Source organism: Streptomyces sp. NPDC001634 (assembly GCF_040298185.1).
Taxonomy (GTDB): Bacteria; Actinomycetota; Actinomycetes; order Streptomycetales; family Streptomycetaceae; genus Streptomyces.
In genome coordinates this window covers 32,937-48,446 of sequence record NZ_JBEOZU010000076.1, presented here as the reverse complement: position 1 = coordinate 48,446, position 15,510 = coordinate 32,937, and the positions used below count along the sequence as shown (strand labels likewise).

Sequence of the window (15,510 nt, the reverse complement as noted above, 5' to 3'; positions counted from 1 at the left end):
TCGGACCGCCCAGGCCGGACACGGCACCCGAAGGCGTGAGGAACGCCGCCCCCGCATCCCCGGACCACGGACACGATCCGATGGCGCCGGGTGCGAAGTGAAAGCGGCCGACCAGCGTACCCAACACCGTTCGGGGCACGCGGCTGAGCATGGGTCCTGGCAACAGGACTCACTCCCACTCAGTCTTTAGGAACGGTGGCGAGGGTGGTCGCGGTGACGACCGCGAGGATCGCCATGAGCGCTCGGAGCGGGAGTAGTTTCACGGGAGCCGACTGGCCGAGCCGGGTGCGCGCCGGGCTCGGCGCGATGCTCGGCATCCTCGCCGAGGCGCCCGCGTTCGCGACCATGGCCATCGTGGAGATCGACGCGGTCGGCCCTGCCGGGCGGGAGGCGCGCGAGGAGCTGCTGGCCCGCTTCCGGGACTTCTTCACCGACCTGCCCGAGACCGAACTTCCCGTCCCCGCCGAGGAACTGGTCGATACGGTGGTCGGCGGCGTGTACTCAGCGATCTACCGGCGGATCGCCGCCGGCCGGACCGCCGAGCTGCCCGGCCTGCTGCCGGGCCTGGCCTTCTCCGTGCTGGTCCCGTTCCTGGGCCCGGAACGCGCCGCCGCCTGCCTCGCCGACCCGGCGCCCTCCGCCGGCCCGCTCCCGGTCTGCCTGGCCCCGGAAGCCTGAATCCGAAGCGTCAGAAGCGGGCGGTCTCCACGGCGCCGATGAACTCCGTCCACGCCACCGAGCCGATGAGGAGTACGGGACCGCCGGGGACCTTGCTGTCGCGGACGGGGACGACTCCGGGGACTCCGTCGGCGACCTCGACGCAGTCGCCGCCGTTGTCGTCGCTGTACGTGCTCTTGCGCCAGCGGGCGGCGCCGGGGAAGTCGTACGCGACCTCGACGCAGCTGCCGCCGTTGCCGTCGCTGCGGCTGCTCTTGCGCCAGCGGGCGTTGCTCAGGTCGTACCCGCGCATCGTCTGTAGTCCTCCGCCGCCGATTCGATCAGGGCCAGGGACGCCTTCGGCGGCAGCGCGGCGGCCCTGAGCAGATCGTATGCCCCCTGCACACGCTTCACCAGGGCCGGATCGTCGAGCAGGTTCCCCGAATACACCGCCTCTGTATAGGCGGTTGGCGGTGCATCCTCGAACTCGAAGAGCCTGACCATGCGGCCCATGAGCGGGTATGCGCCCACACTGGCCGGCAGCACCTGCACCAGGACCTTCCGCTGGCGTGCCAGCTCCACGATGTGGTCCAACTGCGCGGCCATCACGGCGTCACCGCCGACCGGAATGCGCAGCACGTGCTCGTGCAGGATCACCCAGTACACGGGCCGCGTGGCGTCAGCCAGGATCTGGGCCCGTTCCACGCGAGCCGTCACCTTCTCCTGGATGTACTCCTCGGTGACGAACGGGTTGCTCGCCAGCGTCACCGCTCGCGTGTACTCCGCCGTCTGCAACAACCCCGGCACCAAAGTCGGCGCGAACTCGCAGATCTTCGTCGCCAGCCGCTCCAACTCGACCACGGCCGCGAAGTAATCCGCATACCGCTTGTCATCAATCAGCTTTCGCCACGTGCGCTCGAAAAAACCCTCGGTTTGCAGGGCCTCGTCAATCCGCTGCGCCACGTCCAACTGCGGTTTACGAATAGCCTGTTCGAACTGGCCGATGTAGCCGCCCGAGACGAAAACGCGTGCGCCCAGCTCCACTTGAGTGAATCCCGCGTTCTCCCGGCGTCGTTTCAGCTCCGCGCCGAAGAACTCCCACGCCGCCTGGCGCGAACCGTTGGCCATAGCCCAACGCCCCTCTACTGCCTCGCACTTGTAGAGCACAGACTCCTGCCGAGTGTAGATGCAGAGCGTCACCATTGAGGCGCGAAGGGTAAAACTCGGAGAGGAAGGGGAGCACGGTGGCTGCAGTACACGTATCACTCGGGGGACGACACTCGGCGCGCTGCGTCGAAGAGGCGGAGGAAACCGTGAAGGAATTGCGGACGGCGCTTGCGGACGCCGGAATTGCTTTGCCGTCGCTCCGGCTCGACCCGGCGAGCCTGGCGCGTGAGGCGCCCTGTCCGCTCGTGGAATTGGGCGGCTGTTCCGTCGATGTCGCCGCCCGGCTCGCGGCCGCCCTCCGTGCGCAGCGGGTCACGGAGGTGGGATGAAGCCGCCGATCGGGTCGTACGCCGTCGACATCCGCACCGGAAGGGTGGGCATGGTGATGGGGCACGAGGGGCCGTACGTGCAGCTGAGACCCTACGGCGGGGGCAAGGAGTGGGATGTCGAGCCGGAGGCCGTGCGGGTCGCGACACAGGCGGAGCGCCTCCGCGCGGCCACGGCGTACGCCAACGCACGCAGCCGTGGCGAGGTCCCTTGAAGCGGCGGATCCGCGGCCCCCACGGGGGCGCGTGCGGCATGACGTAGGGTGCGGGCGCATGGGCTTGTGGAGCTTGACGAGATGGAGAAAACCGAGGGCCGAGCGCCGGTACCCCGTCCCGCTCACGACGCACCAGTTGTGGATGGTGTCGCTGAGCGCGCCGGTCAACCGGGACCGCAACGCCTCGCGGACCACCCTGTACCCGTTCACCCGGATCGACGACGACAGCGCCCGGCGGTGGCTGGCCGACCAGTGGGAGATCACCTCGCGTGACAAGCTGGTCGGCCGGCTCGGCGGGCTGGCGCGCACCGGCTACCGGGCGCGGGCCCACCAGATCCTCGGCGTCACACCGCTGGCCTGGGGCACCGCCCTGTACGTCGACATCGCCCGCCGCGGCTTCGGGTGCGGGATGATCAACGAGGCCGAGGCCTGGACCGCGCTGAAGAGCATCGTGCCGGTGGTCGCGAAGACGTACGCCTCCTGGCACGAGTACGCCGATCACTATCTGCTGGGGCGCAAGGTGTGGCGGGACGGGCTGCGGGGGGTGGTCTCCGACGCGGACCTCCCCGCCCCGCAGGACGTGGCCGACGCCCATCTGCGCTCCCTGCTCGACCCGGCGAACCGGGCGAGCCCCTGGAACCTGGCACCCTGGGACGCGATCTACAACCCCGACCACGCGCGCTGACTCCGTACGCGAGAATGAGTCCATGAGTCTGTTCCGCGACGACGGCATCGTGCTGCGCACCCAGAAGCTGGGTGAGGCGGACCGGATCATCACGCTGCTCACGCGCGGTCACGGACGTGTACGCGCCGTGGCCCGCGGCGTACGGCGGACCAAGTCGAAGTTCGGGGCTCGGCTGGAACCCTTCTCCCACGTGGACGTGCAGTTCTTCGCGCGGGGCAGCGAGCTGGTGGGGCGTGGGCTGCCCCTGTGCACGCAGAGCGAGACCATCGCTCCCTACGGGGGCGGGATCGTCACCGACTACGCGCGCTACACCGCCGGGACGGCCATGCTGGAGACCGCCGAGCGGTTCACGGACCATGAGGGCGAGCCGGCCGTTCAGCAGTATCTGCTGCTCGTCGGGGGGCTGCGGACCCTTGCCCGGGGTGAGCACGCCCCGAATCTCGTCCTCGACGCGTTCCTGCTGCGCTCCCTCGCGGTCAACGGCTACGCGCCCAGCTTCAGCGACTGCGCGAGATGCGGTATGTCCGGGCCCAACCGGTTCTTCTCGGTGGCGTCCGGCGGGGTCGTCTGCGGCGACTGCCGGGTGCCCGGCAGCGTCGTACCCTCGCCGGGGGCCCTCGAACTGCTCGGCGCTCTGCTGACGGGAGACTGGGAGACCGCGGACGCATGCGAGCCGCGGTACATCCGGGAGGGCAGCGGACTGGTGTCGGCGTATCTGCACTGGCACCTGGAGCGCGGACTGCGCTCGCTTCGGTACGTGGAACAGTAAGACAGCAGATCGACGGCAGACAGCAGAACGAGGAGCGAGAAGCACATGGCCGTACGCGGGTTCCTGGGACGTCAGCGCCGCGAGTACCGGACGCCTGAGCCGCACCCGTCCGGGGCCCGCGCGCCGAAGCTCCCGGGCGAGCTGATCCCGAAGCATGTGGCGATCGTCATGGACGGCAACGGGCGCTGGGCCAAGCAGCGGGGGCTGCCGCGCACCGAGGGGCACAAGGTGGGCGCCGAGCGCGTTCTGGACGTGCTGCAGGGCGGGATCGAGATGGGCGTCGAGAACATCTCCCTGTACGCCTTCTCCACCGAGAACTGGAAGCGCTCGCCGGACGAGGTGCGCTTCCTGATGAACTTCAACCGCGACTTCATCCGCAAGACCCGCGACCAGCTCGACGACCTCGGTATCCGGGTGCGTTGGGTGGGCAGGATGCCCAAGCTGTGGAAGTCGGTGGCCAAGGAACTCCAGGTCGCCCAGGAGCAGACCAAGGGCAATGACAAACTCACGCTCTACTTCTGCATGAACTACGGCGGCCGGGCCGAGATCGCGGACGCGGCGCAGGCCCTGGCGGAGGACGTGAAGGCGGGCAGGCTCGACCCGTCGAAGGTCACCGAGAAGACTCTCGCGAAGTACCTCTACTACCCGGACATGCCGGACGTGGATCTGTTCCTGCGGCCGAGCGGCGAGCAGCGCACCTCCAACTACCTGATCTGGCAGAGCGCTTACGCCGAGATGGTCTTCCAGGACGTGCTGTGGCCGGACTTCGACCGGCGTGACCTGTGGCGGGCGTGCGTGGAGTTCGCCTCCCGCGACCGCCGCTTCGGCGGGGCGATCCCGAACGAGGAGCTGCTGGCCATGGAACGGGACATGCAGGGCCGGCCGGCCACCTCGTAGCCACCGTGCCGCCCGCGCACGCCGCCGACGGCCGCGCAGGGCCGTCGAGAGCGCTGGAGCGCTGCTTCGGGCCTGGAGCGCTGCTTCGGGCGGGAATGGATCGTGCGCGTGTGCGATTAGGATCATGAGTGACTGCTCGATCCTACGGGGGTTCAGCTTGTTCGCTTTCGTGATTCCTGCACACAACGAAGAGGCCACGGTGGCCACGATCGTCGGCCAGGCCCTCGCGGCCGCACAGCCCGGTGACCGTGTGCTGGTCGTGGACAGCGGGTCGACCGACGACACGGCCCGGCGGGCACGCGAGGCCGGTGCGGAGGTGCTCGGCGGTCCGCTCGGCAAGGGCGCGGCCATGCAACTGGCCGTGTCGGCGGTGGACAGCGAGTGGACGTGCTTCCTCGACGCCGACCTCGTCTCGTCGGAACGGAATGTCGCCGCGCTGCTCCGCGAGACCGCGGCCGGTGGTACGGCGGACCATGTGGTCGGTGACTACGAGTACGACCACCCGGGCACCATCCTGGCGTCCACGTTCACCATCTACGAGCCGCTCACCGCCCGGTTCTTCCCGGAGGTCGGCTTCCACGGGGCCAACGCCCTCACGGGGTACCGTGCCGTCCGCACCCGTTTCCTGCGCGCCGCCCCGCTGCCGCCGGACTTCGGTGTCGAGACCTTCCTCAATATCTCCGTCGCCCTGTCCGGCGGGCAGGTGAACGTGTGTCACCTCGGTGTCATCGGCAGCCGCTTCCGCTTCCACGGGGGCTCGATGGCGACCGAGATAGGCACCAGGATCCTGGACATGGCCGAGGCCCATGGACGCCTGGACCCGGCCGACCGTCCGGACTGGGACGAGTGGCTCCGTGCGGGGGTGGCCGCCATCGCGCCGAACAAGGCGGATCAGGGCCGTTCGGCCGTCCTGGCCCGGCTGTTCAGCACCGTCCGCAGGCCGATGCCGATGAGCGGCCCGTCGGCGCCGGTTCACTTCAGCAGCCGGTCGGCGGTCCGATAGCGGGACGGCCGTTCGCGGCCGTGACGACCGGGAGCCGGGGTCCCGCAGCGGCCCCGGCACCCGGACCGGGCTCAGTGTGCGGAGCACTCCGCGCACGTGCCGAAGATCTCCACCGTGTGGGCGACGTTCACGTAGCCGTGCTCCGCCGCGATCGCCTCGGCCCACTTCTCCACCGCCGGGCCCTCGACCTCGACGGCCTTGCCGCAGACGCGGCACACGAGGTGGTGGTGGTGTTCGCCCGTGGAGCAGCGGCGGTAGACCGACTCGCCGTCGGAGGTGCGCAGGACGTCGACCTCGCCCGCGTCGGCGAGGGACTGCAGCGTGCGGTAGACCGTCGTCAGGCCCACCGAGTCACCCTTGTGCTTGAGCATGTCGTGGAGTTCCTGCGCGCTGCGGAACTCGTCGACCTCGGCCAGCGCCGCAGCCACGGCGGCACGCTGGCGGGTGGATCGTCCCTTGACGGGCGGGCCGGCGGTAGTCACCGTTGTCTCCTTCGAGGGCTCGTTCGCCTACGGGGCGCTTTGAGCCGGTGCCGAGACCGCGACCGTGCTCAGCCCTTCGGGCCTCCGCGCTCCCCCAAGCTCTCGACTTCGCTCGAGCAGGGGGACCCCCATCGCCCTCGGTACCGGCGCGCTCCTCCGGCTCTCTCGCGGCTCACATCTGTGCCTTGCCGGGCCATTGTGCCAGCCCGGCCTGTGCGCGGTCAGACTCCGACCTCGTCGGTCGCGTCCCGCGTGGCTGGAATCGCGCACTCCACCGGGTCCCCGGAGGACTGCGCGGCGGCCGTCGCGCGGGCGCGCCGCCGGGCGAGCGGAGCGGCCAGCGCCGTCAGCGCGATGAACGCCGCGATCGTCAGCAGCACGATCGTCGCGCCGGGCGGTACGTCCTGGTAGTACGACGTGATCGTGCCGCTGGTGGTCACGGTCACACCGATGGCGACCGCGATCGCGAAGGTCGCCGCGAAACTGCGGCCCAGCTGCTGCGCCGCCGCCACCGGGACCACCATCAGGGCGGAGACCAGGAGCAGACCCACCACGCGCATCGCGACCGTCACCGTCACCGCCGCGGTGACCGCCGTCAGCAGGTTCAGCGCGCGCACCGGAAGGCCCGTCACCCGCGCGAACTCCTCGTCCTGGCTGACCGCGAAGAGCTGGCGGCGCAGGCCGAGGGTGACCAGCACGACGAAGGCCGCGAGCAGGCAGATCGCCACGACGTCCGACTGCGACACCGTGGAGAGCGAGCCGAACAGATACGAGGTCAGGTTCGCGTTCGAGCCGCCGGGCGCGAGGTTGATGAACATCACGCCGCCGGCCATGCCGCCGTAGAAGAGCATCGCGAGCGCGATGTCGCCGCGCGTCCTTCCGTACCAGCGGATCAGTTCCATCAGGACCGCGCCGAGGACGGAGACGGCCGTCGCCATCCACACCGGGGAGGTGGACAGCAGGAAGCCCAGGCCGACGCCCGTCATCGCCACATGGCCGATGCCGTCGCCCATCAGAGCCTGGCGTCGCTGTACGAGGTAGATGCCGACGGCCGGCGCGGTGATGCCGACCAGGACGGCGGCGAGCAGGGCCCGCTGCATGAAGGCGTAGTTCAGGAAGTCCATCAGCTCAGCAGCCCCGTACGGATCGGTTCGGTGCCCGCCGTCGCGTGCGGGTGTACGTGGTCGTGGCCGGGCAGGGCATGCTGGCCGACGGCCTTCGGGGGCGGGCCGTCGTGCAGGACGCAGCCGTCGCGCAGGACGACCGCCCGGTCGATCAGCGGCTCCAGGGGGCCCAGTTCGTGCAGCACCAGCAGCACGGTCGCGCCGGACGCCACCTGGCCCTTGAGCGTCTGTGCGAGCACCTCCTGGCTCGCCAGGTCGACGCCCGCCATCGGTTCGTCCATGATCAGCAGTTCGGGTTCGGAGGCGAGCGCGCGGGCGATCAGCACACGCTGGTGCTGGCCGCCGGACAGCGCGTTGACGGAGTCCTTCGCCCGGTCCGCCATGCCGACCAGCTCCAGGGCGTGTCGTACCGCCTCGTGGTCGGCCCCGCGCAGGATGCCGAAGCGGGCCCGGGAGAGCCGGCCGGAGGAGACCACCTCGGTCACCGTGGCGGGCACGCCGCCCGCGGCCGTGGTGCGCTGCGGCACGTATCCGACGCGCCGCCAGTCGCGGAAACGGCGCTGCGGGGTGCCGAACAGCTCGACCTCGCCGGCGCTCACCGGCACCTGGCCGATCACACTGCGCACGGCGGTCGACTTGCCCGAGCCGTTCGCCCCGAGCAGCGCGACGACCTCTCCGCGGTGCACGGTGAGGTCGATGCCGCGCAGGACGGGGCGCGAGCCCAGGTCGGCGCGGACGCCGCGCAGCGATATGACGGGCTGGGTCATGCCGTCCTCCGTAATGATCACTTGGTTCCCAGGGCTGTCTGCAGAGCCTTGAGGTTCGCTTCCTGGACCGAGAAGTAGTCGGTGCCGCGGGACTTCGGCGTGATGCCCTCGATCGGGTCGAGGACGTCCGTCCTGAGGTTCGCGTCCTTGGCGATGGTCTGCGCGGTCTTGTCGCTGACGAGCGTCTCGTAGAAGACCGTGGTGACGCCGTCGGCCTGCGCCATCTTCTCGAGGTCGCGGACGCGGGCGGCGCTGGGCTCGGACTCCGGGTCCAGGCCGTTGATGGCCTCTTCGGTGAGGCCGTAGCGCTCGGCGAGGTAGCCGAAGGCGGCGTGCGTGGTGATGAAGACCTTGCTCCTGGTGTTCTTCAGGCCCTGCGCGAACTGCGTATTGAGGTCGTCGAGCTTCTTGACCAGAGCGTCGGTGTTCTTCCGGTACGTGTCCGCGTGCTTGGGGTCCGCCTTCTCGAAGGCCTTGCCGACGCCCTTGGCGACCTCGGCGTAGCGCACCGGGTCGAGCCAGATGTGGGGGTCCTTGCCGCCGGACTCCTCGCCCTTGGTCGTGTCGCGGGCGGCCGCGTGTCCGCCGACCTCGTTGCCGTGCTCCTCAAGGGTGGTCAGGGAGGCGGCGTCGATCTTGGTCCTGACCTCGGACTGGGCCACCGCGTCGTCGACGGAGGGCTGGAGGTTCTTGAGGTAGAGGACCGCGTCGGACTCCTGGAGCTGCGCGGTCTGCTTGGCGCTGATCTCCAGGTCGTGCGGTTCCTGGCCGGGCTGCGTCAGACTGGTCACGTGCACGTAGTTCCCGCCGATCTGCTCGGCGAGGAAGGCCATCGGATAGAAGGACGCGACGACGTCGAACTTGCCGGTGTTGCCGGCCGCGGCGCCGGCGGAGGAGCAGGCGGAGGTCGCCGCGAGCGTGAGTGCGGTGACCCCGGTCAGGGCGGCCGCCGGTATGAGGCGTCGTCGTACGTTCATGACAGTCATTTTCAACAAATATGGAAACCGTTGTCAACAAGCCTCCGGGTAAGGCGTCGGTGTGCCCGAGGTGCCATACCGATTTGATTGGAGGGGAGCCCCCGCCGGTAACCTGAAGCATTCGCTCTGAAGCAATGCTCTGAAGCAGTCGCTTCGTCGCCCGTCGTCGTAATGAAGAGAGCACCGTGGCCGCCGACAAGATCGACACCATCGTCAGCCTGAGCAAGCGCCGTGGCTTCGTATTCCCGTGCAGCGAGATCTACGGCGGTCAGCGTGCCGCCTGGGACTACGGACCGCTGGGTGTCGAGCTCAAGGAGAACATCAAGCGCCAGTGGTGGCGCTACATGGTGACGTCGCGCGAGGACGTCGTCGGTATCGACTCTTCGGTGATCCTGGCGACCGAGGTCTGGGTGGCCTCCGGTCACGTCGCCACCTTCACCGACCCGCTGACCGAGTGCACCTCCTGTCACAAGCGTTTCCGCGCCGACCACCTGGAAGAGGCGTACGAGGCCAAGCACGGCCGCCTCCCGGAGAACGGCCTCGCGGACGTCAACTGCCCCAACTGCGGCAACAAGGGCATGTTCACCGAGCCCAAGCAGTTCTCCGGTCTGCTCTCCACCCACCTCGGCCCGACGCAGGACAGCGGCTCGATCGCGTATCTGCGCCCCGAGACCGCGCAGGGCATCTTCACCAACTTCGCCCAGGTCCAGCAGACCTCGCGCCGCAAGCCGCCGTTCGGCATCGCGCAGATGGGCAAGTCGTTCCGCAACGAGATCACGCCGGGCAACTTCATCTTCCGCACCCGCGAGTTCGAGCAGATGGAGATGGAGTTCTTCGTCAAGCCGGGCGAGGACGAGAAGTGGCACGAGTACTGGATGCAGGAGCGCTGGAACTGGTACACGGGCCTTGGCCTGCGTGAAGAGAACATGCGCTGGTACGAGCACCCGAAGGAGAAGCTCTCCCACTACTCCAAGCGCACGGCCGACATCGAGTACCGCTTCCAGTTCGGCGGCAACGAGTGGGGCGAGCTGGAGGGTGTCGCGAACCGGACGGACTACGACCTGGGTGCGCACTCCAAGGCCTCCGGCCAGGACCTCTCCTACTTCGACCAGGAGGCCAGCGAGCGCTGGACCCCCTATGTCATCGAGCCCGCGGCCGGTGTCGGCCGCACCATGCTGGCCTTCCTCCTCGACTCCTACGTCGAGGACGAGGCGCCGAACGCCAAGGGCAAGATGGAGAAGCGCACGGTGCTGCGCCTGGACCACCGCCTGGCTCCCGTGAAGGTCGCGGTGCTGCCGCTGTCCCGGAACCCGGAGCTGTCCCCGAAGGCCAAGGGTCTGGCGCAGGCACTGCGCCAGCACTGGAACATCGAGTTCGACGACGCGGGCGCGATCGGCCGCCGCTACCGGCGCCAGGACGAGATCGGTACGCCGTACTGCGTGACGGTCGACTTCGACACGCTGGACGACAATGCGGTGACGGTGCGTGAGCGGGACTCGATGAAGCAGGAGCGTGTGTCCCTCGACCAGATCGAGGGTTACCTGGCCGGGCGGCTCATCGGCTGCTAGTCGCTTCGCGAAGTTCCCGGACGCCGGGCGGGCTGGAGTTTCCAGCCCGCCCGGCGTTTTTTCGCGCCCAGCATCACATGACAGCTGACAGATATTGAAATCTGTCAGCTGTCATGTGATGCTGGAGAAAGGTCCACGGAATACCAAGGAGCTGTCATGCACACCCGCCCCCTCGGCACCACCGGCCCCCAGGTCTCGGCCCTCGGCCTCGGCTGCATGGGCATGTCCGCGTTCTACGGCGAGGCGGACCGGGCCGAGTCCATCGCCACCATCCATGCCGCCCTCGAAGCGAGCGTGACTCTGCTCGACACCGGCGATTTCTACGGCATGGGCCACAACGAGATGCTGATCGGCGAGGCCCTGCGCGCCGCCCCCGCGGCCCGTCGTGAACAGGCCCTGCTGAGCGTGAAGTTCGGCGCCCTGCGCGACCCGGAGAGCAACTGGGTCGGCTACGACGGCCGCCCCGCCGCCGTGAAGAACTTCGCCGCGTACTCGCTCCAGCGCCTCGGCGTCGACCACATCGACGTCTACCGCATCGCCCGCGCCGACCCGGACGTGCCGATCGAGGAGACGGTCGGCGCGATCGCGGAACTGGTCGAGAAGGGGTATGTCCGGCACATCGGCCTCAGCGAGGTCGGCGCCGACATCATCCGCCGGGCCGCCGCCACCGCACCGATCGCCGACCTGCAGATCGAGTACTCGCTGATCTCGCGGGACATCGAGGACGAGATCCTGCCGACCACCCGCGAGCTGGGCATCGCCATCACCGCCTACGGCGTCCTGTCCCGCGGTCTGATCTCCGGCCACTTCACCCGCGACCGGCAGCTCGCCGCGGGCGACTTCCGGGCGTTCTCGCCCCGCTTCCAGGGCGAGAACCTCCAGCACAATCTGAACCTGGTCGAGGCGCTGCGGAAGATCGCCGAGCAGAAGGGCGTGACGGTCGCGCAGATCGCGATCGCCTGGGTGCTCTCACGCGGTGAGGACATCGTGCCGCTGGTCGGCGCACGCACCCGGGAGCGGCTGGCGGAGTCGCTGGGTGCGCTGGACGTGACACTGGACGAGGCCGACCTGACGGCGATCGAGGAGGCCGTACCTGCGGATGCGGCGGCCGGCGACCGCTACCCCGCCTCGCACATGACGCGCCTCGGCACGAAGGAGTGATCCCGGTGCCGGGTACGGTCTAGGTCATGGCACCGAGCACCGAGACCCTGACCGCCGAGCGCATCCTCGAGGCGACCGAGGAGGTGCTGCGCCGCCACGGCCCGGCCAAGGCCACCGTGGTGGACGTGGCCCGTGCGCTCGGCGTCAGCCATGGCAGCGTGTACCGCCACTTCCGTACGAAGGCGGCGCTGCGGGACGCGGTCACGAAGCGGTGGCTTGACCGTACGGCCGAGGTCCTGGCCGGGTTCGTCACCGAGGGGCGGGATCCCGAGGCACGGCTGCGGGACTGGCTGCGGGCGCTCTTCGACGCCAAGCGGCGCAAGGCGGGGGACGACCCCGAGCTGTTCGCCACCTTCAGCGTGCTGGCCGGGGAGAGCAGTGAGGCGGTGGACCAGCACATCGTGGAGCTGACCGCCCAGCTCACGGCGATCGTCCGTGACGGTGTCGCACGCGGCACGTTCGCAGCCACCCCCGACCCGGCGGTCACGGCCCGTGCGGTCTTCCAGGCGACCGGGCGCTTCCACGACCCGGCCCACGCGGCGGAGTGGCGGCAGCCGGGGGTCGAGGAGGAGTTCGCGGCGGTGGTGGACCTTCTGGTGCGAGGGCTGCGGGCCGACGCCTGACGCGGACCGTGCTCACCGCGCTCAGGCGACGCAGAACTCATTGCCCTCCGGGTCCCGCATGACCCACCAGCGGCCGCCCGGACCCTTGTCCTCCTCCTCGACGCGGGTGGCGCCCAGGGACTCCAGGCGGGCGACCGTCGCGTCGCGGGCGTCGGGGCCGGCGTGGACGTCGATGTGCAGGCGGTTCTTCGTGGATTTCGGCTCCGGGACGTCCTGGAAGAGGATGCGGCGGCCCCGGCCGATGCCCGTCTCCTCGTCGTACGGGTCCTGAGGGTGCCGGATCGCCGCGAAACCCCGGAAGACACGCGTGCCGTTGTGCTCGGCGACCGCCGCCTGCGGCAACTGGCCCGCCGCCAGCAGACGGGCGATCAGCGCGCTGTTGTCCTCGACCTCGTACCCCAGTGCCGCCGCCCAGAAGTCCGCCAGGGCAAGGGCGTCACGGGCGTCCACGACCAGCTTCCAGTCCAGTGTCATGTAACCGGTTATATTGGTTACATGGGGTCGTCGTCCATGAGCGGGGCCGAGGGGAACGGAATCGTGCTGCGGTCCCACACCGGGGCCGCCTACCGATTCGACGCGGGCGCCCTGAGCCTGGAGCTGCTCACCACGGGCGGGCCGGGAGCCTTCCGGCGGTACGAGACGCTGTACGAGCCCGCCGACCTGGCCGCCTGGGCGCAGCGGTCCCGGCTGTCACCGGCGCCCGTCCTGGAGATCGCAGAGGACGAGCTCACGGCGGCACGGAGGGTGCGGGATGCGCTGTGGCGGGTCGTCATCGCGCGTACGGAAGGGGCACCGGGTGCCGCGGACGACGTAGGCATCGTCAACGACGCGGCCACACGGCCGCCCCTCACCCCCGCCATCGGCGCCGACGGCGCACGGGCCTGGGCCGGGCCCGGCACTGGCGCCCAGCTGCTGTCCACCGTCGCCCGCGACGCCGTGGACCTGCTCACCGGCCCCTGCGCGCATCGCATCCGCATGTGCGCCGCCGACGACTGCCAGTTGGTGTACGTCGACACATCCCGTCCGGGCCGCCGCCGCTGGTGCTCCATGGAGCACTGCGGCAACCGCCACAAGGTGCGGACACTGCGCGCCCGCCGATCCGAGGAAGGGTGATGGCGATGCCCACCGGCTCCGCCTCCGCAGTCGCCGGTGAGGTGCGTGGCCACCGTCCGCACCGGACCGGGGTGCCGGACGACATCGCGGTGGCCCTCGGCGGCTAACCCTCCGCCGGGTCCACCGTCGCCTGGTGTGCCTCCGCGAGGTGTTCCTCCGCCTTCAGCCACGGCAGGAACTGCGCGTTCTTGCGCCAGCCACATGTCTCGCAGCTGATCGTGCGCTGCACTCCCGCCCGCTGGACCCGTACCACGTGCTCGCGCCCGTGCTGGTCCCAGCGGCTGACCTTGCTCGTGTTGATCTGCAGCATGACGCCTCCAGGAAGTACCTGTCCGCTTGCGCAGCAAGGAGTGTGCAGCAACGGGAAGATCAACGGGGGGTATTGGGCGTCGAATCGGTGGACCGGTCCCGGCGGGCCCTCTCCGGGCACCCGGCGGCCCCGCGCCCCCTGAGGGGCGCGGGGCACCGCCCGGCCGGAGCCGCGCTAGCCGATCGTGCGTGGCAGGCGCATGCTCAGGGCGATCGTCAGGGCGATCCCGGCCAGCTGGACCAGGAGCGTGGTCACCAGCGCGTCCCGCATGCCCATGCTGGGCACCAGGGCCAGGAAGAGGGAGCCGAGCGTCGCCACGCCCAGCGCCAGCGCCGACTGCTGGGTGGTGACCATGACGCCGCTGCCGACGCCCGCCCGGGCCGGCGGCACCTCGGAGAGGATGAGCCGGAGGACGACCGGGAGCTGGAGGGACTGGCCGGCACCGGCCACCGCCGCGCCCGGCAGCAGCTCGACGAAGCCCAGGTGCGGCCAGGAGCGCCAGGCGGCGAGCGTCATCAGCGCCACACCGACCCCCTGGATCAGCCCGCCGGCGGTCACCACGCGGGTGCCGAAACGGGCGACGAGACGCGGCCCCCACAGCGAGACGAGGAAGAACACCACCGCCATGGGCGTGAGCGTCAGCCCCGCCGCCACCGGACCGAGCCCGGCGCCGCGCTGCAGTGCCACCGCGATCACGAACATGAACCCGCTGAAGCCGATGGAGAACGGCACGATCATGATCAGCCCGCGGCGCAGCGACACCAGTGCGAACAGGCTCGGCGGAACCAGCGGCGTACGGCCCTGCCGGTCCGCCCGGCGCTCGACGGCGTAGAACGCCCACGCCACGAACGGGAACGCGGCCAGCGCCAGCCAGGTCCACAGCGGCCAGCCCGCCGCGCGGCCCTCGGTCAGCGGCGCGAGCAGGGTCAGCAGCGACACGGCGAGCAGTACGGTGCCGGGGCCGTCCACCGGCTCCGGGTGCTGCGAGCGGGTCTCCGGGATGGTCCGCGCGGCCAGGACCAGGCCGACCACCACGACCGGGACGTTGACGAGGAACACCGACCGCCAGCCGGTGCCCGCGATGTCCGCGGCCACGAGCACGCCGCCGAGGATCTGTCCGGCGACCATGGAGAGTCCGGCCGTCGCGCCGTACAGGCCCATCGCCTTGGCACGGCGGTGCCCGCTGGTCGCGGCCTGGATCGTGGCGAGCACCTGCGGCAGCATCGCCGCGGCCGCCGCGCCCTGCGCGACGCGAGCCGCCACCAGCGTCCAGGCGTTCGGCGCGAGCCCGCACGCCAGCGAGGTCACGCCGAACGCCGCCATCCCGCCGAGGAAGAGCTCACGCCGGCCGAAGAGGTCGCCCAGGCGGCCGCCCAGGACGAGCAGGACGGCGTACGCGAGCCCGTACCCGGAGACGACGAGTTCGAGGACCGCCTCGCTCGCGTGCAGGTCCTTGCCCATCGTCGGGAGGGCGACGTTGACGATGAAGAAGTCGATGAGGGGAAGTGCCGCGGCCAGCAGCACCGTGAACAGTCCGAGCCCGCCCAACTGGGGCTCCGCCACCGGCGAGCGGACGGTACGGGAAGTCAGAGTTTCGGTCACGCCTTCGAGACTCCGCCTTCTCTCAGGGTGGTACCAGAGTTTCTTTATCCTGGTACAAGCACTA

At 70.1% G+C, this 15,510-nt stretch carries 19 protein-coding genes and 1 pseudogene; 11 read left to right on the top strand and 9 right to left on the bottom strand.

Annotated elements, in window-relative coordinates:
• Together ABT186_RS36265 and ABT186_RS36260 are read left to right on the top strand one after the other, a co-directional pair.
• Positions 1 to 190: pseudogene (locus tag ABT186_RS36265) on the top strand (hypothetical protein); the annotation flags it as partial.
• A gap of 44 nt (positions 191 to 234) precedes the next feature.
• Positions 235 to 678, top strand: coding sequence for a hypothetical protein (locus ABT186_RS36260; RefSeq protein WP_351228954.1), 444 nt, complete (start codon positions 235 to 237; stop codon positions 676 to 678).
• Positions 679 to 688: 10 nt separating this feature from the next.
• Here the strand turns inward: ABT186_RS36260 and ABT186_RS36255 are convergent, their stop codons facing one another.
• Both ABT186_RS36255 and ABT186_RS36250 read right to left on the bottom strand, forming a co-directional pair.
• On the bottom strand, positions 689 to 970 hold the full coding sequence (locus ABT186_RS36255) for a DUF397 domain-containing protein (protein ID WP_351228955.1): 282 nt from the start codon (positions 968 to 970) through the stop codon (positions 689 to 691).
• Positions 952 to 1,785, bottom strand: a complete 834-nt coding sequence (locus tag ABT186_RS36250) for a helix-turn-helix domain-containing protein (RefSeq protein ID WP_351228957.1) — start codon at positions 1,783 to 1,785, stop codon at positions 952 to 954. Before ABT186_RS36250 ends, ABT186_RS36255 begins: the two co-directional genes overlap by 19 nt.
• Before the next feature lie 364 nt (positions 1,786 to 2,149).
• Between ABT186_RS36250 and ABT186_RS36240 the strand changes: the two genes are divergently transcribed.
• The 5 genes from ABT186_RS36240 (at position 2,150) to ABT186_RS36220 (ending at position 5,719) form a co-directional block, all read left to right on the top strand.
• Positions 2,150 to 2,365 carry a hypothetical protein gene (locus ABT186_RS36240; protein WP_351928700.1) on the top strand — a complete coding sequence of 72 codons (216 nt, stop codon included), beginning with the start codon at positions 2,150 to 2,152 and terminating at the stop codon, positions 2,363 to 2,365.
• A 58-nt stretch (positions 2,366 to 2,423) separates the two neighbouring features.
• On the top strand, positions 2,424 to 3,050 hold the full coding sequence (locus tag ABT186_RS36235; protein WP_351928698.1) for a DUF1266 domain-containing protein: 627 nt from the start codon (positions 2,424 to 2,426) through the stop codon (positions 3,048 to 3,050).
• A 22-nt stretch (positions 3,051 to 3,072) separates the two neighbouring features.
• Complete coding sequence (gene recO / locus ABT186_RS36230) at positions 3,073 to 3,819, top strand: DNA repair protein RecO (protein WP_351228964.1); 747 nt, start codon at positions 3,073 to 3,075, stop codon at positions 3,817 to 3,819.
• A 45-nt stretch (positions 3,820 to 3,864) separates the two neighbouring features.
• Positions 3,865 to 4,716 carry an isoprenyl transferase gene (locus ABT186_RS36225; protein ID WP_351228965.1) on the top strand — a complete coding sequence of 284 codons (852 nt, stop codon included), beginning with the start codon at positions 3,865 to 3,867 and terminating at the stop codon, positions 4,714 to 4,716.
• A gap of 169 nt (positions 4,717 to 4,885) precedes the next feature.
• Entirely contained in the window at positions 4,886 to 5,719 is an 834-nt protein-coding gene (locus tag ABT186_RS36220) for a glycosyltransferase family 2 protein (protein ID WP_351228967.1), read from the top strand.
• Between the two features lie 71 nt (positions 5,720 to 5,790).
• On the opposite strand, the gene ABT186_RS36215 is transcribed toward ABT186_RS36220, so the two are convergent.
• The 4 genes from ABT186_RS36215 to ABT186_RS36200 form a co-directional block, all read right to left on the bottom strand.
• A complete protein-coding gene (locus tag ABT186_RS36215; protein WP_351228968.1) occupies positions 5,791 to 6,201 on the bottom strand; it encodes a Fur family transcriptional regulator in 411 nt (136 codons plus the stop codon).
• Between the two features lie 221 nt (positions 6,202 to 6,422).
• Positions 6,423 to 7,325: a metal ABC transporter permease gene (locus tag ABT186_RS36210; protein ID WP_351228970.1), complete on the bottom strand. Its 903-nt coding sequence runs from the start codon at positions 7,323 to 7,325 to the stop codon at positions 6,423 to 6,425.
• Positions 7,325 to 8,092, bottom strand: a complete 768-nt coding sequence (locus ABT186_RS36205; RefSeq protein WP_351228972.1) for a metal ABC transporter ATP-binding protein — start codon at positions 8,090 to 8,092, stop codon at positions 7,325 to 7,327. The genes ABT186_RS36210 and ABT186_RS36205 overlap by 1 nt, the downstream gene beginning before the upstream one ends.
• Positions 8,093 to 8,109: 17 nt before the next feature.
• Positions 8,110 to 9,069, bottom strand: a complete 960-nt coding sequence (locus tag ABT186_RS36200; protein ID WP_351928696.1) for a metal ABC transporter substrate-binding protein — start codon at positions 9,067 to 9,069, stop codon at positions 8,110 to 8,112.
• 185 nt (positions 9,070 to 9,254) lie between these two features.
• On the opposite strand from ABT186_RS36200, the gene ABT186_RS36195 reads away from it, so the two are divergent.
• The 3 genes from ABT186_RS36195 (at position 9,255) to ABT186_RS36185 (ending at position 12,421) form a co-directional block, all read left to right on the top strand.
• A complete protein-coding gene (locus tag ABT186_RS36195; RefSeq protein ID WP_351228975.1) occupies positions 9,255 to 10,637 on the top strand; it encodes a glycine--tRNA ligase in 1,383 nt (460 codons plus the stop codon).
• A 156-nt stretch (positions 10,638 to 10,793) separates the two neighbouring features.
• Positions 10,794 to 11,798: an aldo/keto reductase gene (locus ABT186_RS36190; RefSeq protein ID WP_351228976.1), complete on the top strand. Its 1,005-nt coding sequence runs from the start codon at positions 10,794 to 10,796 to the stop codon at positions 11,796 to 11,798.
• A gap of 26 nt (positions 11,799 to 11,824) precedes the next feature.
• A complete protein-coding gene (locus ABT186_RS36185; protein WP_351228978.1) occupies positions 11,825 to 12,421 on the top strand; it encodes a TetR/AcrR family transcriptional regulator in 597 nt (198 codons plus the stop codon).
• A gap of 21 nt (positions 12,422 to 12,442) precedes the next feature.
• Here the strand turns inward: ABT186_RS36185 and ABT186_RS36180 are convergent, their stop codons facing one another.
• Positions 12,443 to 12,895, bottom strand: coding sequence for a VOC family protein (locus ABT186_RS36180; RefSeq protein WP_351928694.1), 453 nt, complete (start codon positions 12,893 to 12,895; stop codon positions 12,443 to 12,445).
• Positions 12,896 to 12,916: 21 nt separating this feature from the next.
• Here ABT186_RS36180 and ABT186_RS36175 point away from each other — a divergent pair, with 21 nt between their 5' ends.
• The gene (locus ABT186_RS36175; protein WP_351228981.1) at positions 12,917 to 13,534 is read left to right on the top strand and encodes a CGNR zinc finger domain-containing protein; all 618 of its coding nucleotides are present in this window, start codon (positions 12,917 to 12,919) and stop codon (positions 13,532 to 13,534) included.
• Positions 13,535 to 13,637: 103 nt separating this feature from the next.
• Here the strand turns inward: ABT186_RS36175 and ABT186_RS36170 are convergent, their stop codons facing one another.
• Together ABT186_RS36170 and ABT186_RS36165 are read right to left on the bottom strand one after the other, a co-directional pair.
• Positions 13,638 to 13,844 (bottom strand): hypothetical protein, encoded by a 207-nt coding sequence (locus ABT186_RS36170; RefSeq protein WP_351228983.1) that lies wholly within the window; start codon positions 13,842 to 13,844, stop codon positions 13,638 to 13,640.
• 174 nt (positions 13,845 to 14,018) lie between these two features.
• Positions 14,019 to 15,446 carry an MFS transporter gene (locus ABT186_RS36165; protein WP_351228985.1) on the bottom strand — a complete coding sequence of 476 codons (1,428 nt, stop codon included), beginning with the start codon at positions 15,444 to 15,446 and terminating at the stop codon, positions 14,019 to 14,021.
• Between the last annotated feature and the right edge of the window lie 64 nt (positions 15,447 to 15,510).

Bases quoted from the DNA above. Each gene is read 5' to 3' on its own strand.
- ABT186_RS36260 (WP_351228954.1), top strand. From the start codon at position 235: ATGAGCGCTCGGAGCGGGAGTAGTTTCACGGGAGCCGACTGGCCGAGC.
- ABT186_RS36255 (WP_351228955.1), bottom strand. From the start codon at position 970: ATGCGCGGGTACGACCTGAGCAACGCCCGCTGGCGCAAGAGCAGCCGC.
- ABT186_RS36250 (WP_351228957.1), bottom strand. From the start codon at position 1,785: ATGGCCAACGGTTCGCGCCAGGCGGCGTGGGAGTTCTTCGGCGCGGAG.
- ABT186_RS36240 (WP_351928700.1), top strand. From the start codon at position 2,150: ATGAAGCCGCCGATCGGGTCGTACGCCGTCGACATCCGCACCGGAAGG.
- ABT186_RS36235 (WP_351928698.1), top strand. From the start codon at position 2,424: ATGGGCTTGTGGAGCTTGACGAGATGGAGAAAACCGAGGGCCGAGCGC.
- recO (WP_351228964.1), top strand. From the start codon at position 3,073: ATGAGTCTGTTCCGCGACGACGGCATCGTGCTGCGCACCCAGAAGCTG.
- ABT186_RS36225 (WP_351228965.1), top strand. From the start codon at position 3,865: ATGGCCGTACGCGGGTTCCTGGGACGTCAGCGCCGCGAGTACCGGACG.
- ABT186_RS36210 (WP_351228970.1), bottom strand. From the start codon at position 7,325: ATGGACTTCCTGAACTACGCCTTCATGCAGCGGGCCCTGCTCGCCGCC.
- ABT186_RS36205 (WP_351228972.1), bottom strand. From the start codon at position 8,092: ATGACCCAGCCCGTCATATCGCTGCGCGGCGTCCGCGCCGACCTGGGC.
- ABT186_RS36200 (WP_351928696.1), bottom strand. From the start codon at position 9,069: ATGAACGTACGACGACGCCTCATACCGGCGGCCGCCCTGACCGGGGTC.
- ABT186_RS36190 (WP_351228976.1), top strand. From the start codon at position 10,794: ATGCACACCCGCCCCCTCGGCACCACCGGCCCCCAGGTCTCGGCCCTC.
- ABT186_RS36185 (WP_351228978.1), top strand. From the start codon at position 11,825: ATGGCACCGAGCACCGAGACCCTGACCGCCGAGCGCATCCTCGAGGCG.
- ABT186_RS36180 (WP_351928694.1), bottom strand. From the start codon at position 12,895: ATGACACTGGACTGGAAGCTGGTCGTGGACGCCCGTGACGCCCTTGCC.
- ABT186_RS36175 (WP_351228981.1), top strand. From the start codon at position 12,917: ATGGGGTCGTCGTCCATGAGCGGGGCCGAGGGGAACGGAATCGTGCTG.
- ABT186_RS36170 (WP_351228983.1), bottom strand. From the start codon at position 13,844: ATGCTGCAGATCAACACGAGCAAGGTCAGCCGCTGGGACCAGCACGGG.